Raw genomic sequence first — 3,070 nt, 5'->3', positions numbered from 1 at the left:
GCTGTTCCATCCACTGCTGGCAGCGACGGGTAAAACCACCGTCACCACAGAGTTTGCCGCTGCTCATCGCAGCCTGCATATAATCGAGTTCCGTGCCAACAACCGGTGGAGCGTTAAATGGGATCATCTAAACCTCTATAGAACCAATACGCGGTGCTCGTGATGGTGGCACCGTGCCGTTGATAGAGCCGTAACGCGGCAATATTACTTATCTGAGTCGCGATCCGCAGGCGCTGCAGCCGTTGCTGCTGACACCAGGCGATCGCGGCAATCATCAGCCGAGAACCGGTCCCTTTACCTTGTACACCCGGGAATGCCGCTAATAAACCGATACGCGCCTCTTGCTGGCCGATATCACGCAGGCTGACAAACCCTTCTGGCTCCCCATCCCTGCCCAGCACTAGCAGGCACTGATGGTCAAACGTCCCCAACACCGCCTTTTCAATCCAGGTGGCGTAAAAACGCCCGCTGTCTTGCGGCTGATACCAAGGCGCGCGAAAACGGCTAGCGGCGAACACCTTGGCCGCCACCGTACGCAACAGTGGAATATCGTCAGGCTGGGCGATGCGGATGGCCGGTAAGTCCAATGCACAATCTGTGCCAATCGCCAAGGCAAAGTCCACTTCGCCTTCTACCAGCCTAAACCCCAATTCTGCCAAACCATCGGCCAAATCCAGGCGCTGAGCCGGGATCTTGGCCTGAACCAGCGCAAACGCGTCCAGGCCGGCCTTACCAAGCAATGGAGCCGCATCGTCAAAATGCAGCTTGGCGCTAGTGAGTTGGAAATACTCGCTTTCCCAGCCTAAAGGCTCAATATTGGCGTGGACGGACATGCAGCAAATCCAGTAAATATTTGCCGTAGCCGGTTTTGGCTAACGCCATTGCTGAGCGTCTTACGCCATCATCATCCAGCCAGCCGTTACGCCAGGCGATCTCTTCCAGACAGGCTACCTTGAACCCCTGACGCTTTTCTACCGTCTGCACAAAGGTACTGGCTTCGATCAGGCTGTCGTGGGTGCCAGTATCAAGCCAGGCAAAACCACGCCCCAACAGCTCGACGCTCAGTTCGCCACGTTCCAGATACATCTGGTTGATGCTGGTGATTTCCAGCTCGCCGCGTTCGGATGGCTTCACCTGCTTGGCGAAATCCACTACCTGGTTGTCATAGAAATAAAGACCGGTAACCGCCCAGTTGGACTTCGGCTTCAGCGGCTTTTCTTCAATCGACAGCGCGCGGAAGTTATCGTCGAACTCCACCACGCCAAAACGCTCGGGATCCATCACTTGGTAACCGAATACCGTGGCGCCTTTAAGGCCTTGGACCACGCTTTTCAGTTTCGGGCTGAAGCCCTGGCCGAAGTAGATATTGTCGCCCAGCACCAGGCAGCACGGCTCACCGCCGATAAATTCTTCGCCGATCAAGAAAGCCTGCGCCAATCCGTCCGGGCTCGGTTGTTCGGCATAGCTGAGGTTGATGCCAAACTCTTCACCGCTGCCGAGCAAACGGCGAAACGAGGGCAGGTCCTCAGGCGTGGAGATAATTAAAATATCGCGGATCCCGGCCAGCATCAGCACCGAGAGCGGATAATAAATCATCGGCTTATCGTAAATAGGCAGCAATTGCTTGGAAACACCGCGGGTGATCGGGTGCAAACGCGTCCCCGAACCGCCGGCAAGAATAATACCTTTCATCATCACTCCTGACTCACCTTCGTTACGCGAAAGTTCTTTTTGCCATACGTTAAGTAAACATACCCAATAGATTTCGAGTCACAGCTAGGCGGCAAGTACGTCAGTCCCCAGGAGCTTATCCATAATAAGTGACTGGGGTTGACGACAAATCTGTCAGGAACAGATTTGAACGCTGTGAACAGCGGCCCCGAAGGGGCGAGGTCCACGGATGGCCCGAGTAGTGCAGCCAACCACGCTGTAGCTTGAAAGATAAAGGGTATTACTGGTTTAGCCCTAGACGTTCACCCGCATAGGAACCGTCTTGCACTCGGCGCCACCAGGTTTCATTGTTCAGATACCAGGAAACCGTCTTGCGGATGCCGCTTTCAAAGGTTTCCTGTGGGCGCCAACCCAGTTCACGTTCAATTTTGCCCGCATCGATGGCATAGCGCATATCGTGGCCAGGGCGATCTTTGACGTAGGTGATCAGATCGCGATATTTCGCCACGCCCTGCGGTTTGTTCGGCGCCAGCTCTTCCAGCAGATCGCAGATGGTATGCACCACTTCGATATTTTTGCGCTCGTTGTGGCCACCGATGTTATAGGTCTCCCCAATCACACCTTCCGTCACCACCTGATACAACGCCCGGGCGTGGTCTTCCACAAACAGCCAGTCACGCACCTGTGCGCCATCGCCGTAGACCGGCAGCGGTTTGCCGGAGATGGCATTAAGGATCACCAGCGGCACCAGTTTCTCTGGGAAGTGGTAAGGGCCGTAGTTGTTGGAGCAGTTGGTCACGACGGCAGGGAAACCATAGGTACGCAGCCAGGCACGCACCAAGTGGTCGCTCGATGCCTTGGAGGCAGAATACGGGCTGCTTGGTGCGTAAGGCGTTGTTTCGGTAAACAGATCGTCGGTACCGTGCAGGTCGCCGTACACTTCATCGGTAGAAATATGATGGAAACGGAAAGCCTGCTTTTTCTCTGCCGCCAGTGCCTGCCAATAATGGCGGGCGGCCTCCAGCATGGTGTAAGTGCCCACGATGTTGGTTTCGATAAAGGCCGCCGGGCCGTCGATCGAGCGATCAACGTGGCTTTCTGCCGCCAGGTGCATCACGAAATCCGGCTGATACTGCGCAAATACGCGGTCCAGTGCGGCACGGTCGCAGATATCCACCTGCTCGAAAGCATAGCGTTCGTTGTCAGCCACACCGGCCAGCGACTCCAGGTTACCGGCATAGGTGAGCTTATCAACCACTACCACGCTATCGCGGGTACCCTCAATGATATGTCTTACTACGGCAGAGCCGATAAATCCGGCACCGCCGGTGACCAAAATACGTTTCAACGCCAGACTCCTTTGGTGTCCACGATCCAGGACTGCTTAATCTCTTCCGGC

Annotated in this window: 3 protein-coding genes and 1 pseudogene; all 4 read right to left on the bottom strand. The window is 55.5% G+C overall.

Annotated elements, in window-relative coordinates; genetic code table 11:
- Window positions 1-127: pseudogene (locus ACLQ7H_RS01605) on the bottom strand (dTDP-4-amino-4,6-dideoxygalactose transaminase); the annotation flags it as partial.
- A complete protein-coding gene (gene rffC, locus ACLQ7H_RS01600) occupies window positions 114-833 on the bottom strand; it encodes a dTDP-4-amino-4,6-dideoxy-D-galactose acyltransferase (protein WP_411751157.1) in 720 nt (239 codons plus the stop codon). The gene rffC and the pseudogene ACLQ7H_RS01605, both read right to left, overlap by 14 nt.
- On the bottom strand, window positions 811-1,692 hold the full coding sequence (gene rfbA, locus ACLQ7H_RS01595) for a glucose-1-phosphate thymidylyltransferase RfbA (RefSeq protein WP_411751158.1): 882 nt from the start codon (window positions 1,690-1,692) through the stop codon (window positions 811-813). Before rfbA ends, rffC begins: the two co-directional genes overlap by 23 nt.
- A 259-nt stretch (window positions 1,693-1,951) precedes the next feature.
- A complete protein-coding gene (rffG, locus tag ACLQ7H_RS01590) occupies window positions 1,952-3,019 on the bottom strand; it encodes a dTDP-glucose 4,6-dehydratase (RefSeq protein ID WP_411751156.1) in 1,068 nt (355 codons plus the stop codon).
- Window positions 3,020-3,070: the final 51 nt, after the last annotated feature.

It is taken from the genome of Serratia sp. (in: enterobacteria), from assembly GCF_046715635.1.
Classification (GTDB): Bacteria; Pseudomonadota; Gammaproteobacteria; order Enterobacterales; family Enterobacteriaceae; genus Chania.
The sequence above is the reverse complement of the archived record's forward strand: the minus strand, read 5'-3'. Positions and strand labels throughout refer to the sequence as shown.

Excerpts from the sequence above, each read along its gene's own strand:
- rffC (WP_411751157.1), bottom strand. The coding sequence starts at position 833 with ATGTCCGTCCACGCCAATATTGAGCCTTTAGGCTGGGAAAGCGAGTAT.
- rfbA (WP_411751158.1), bottom strand. The coding sequence starts at position 1,692 with ATGAAAGGTATTATTCTTGCCGGCGGTTCGGGGACGCGTTTGCACCCG.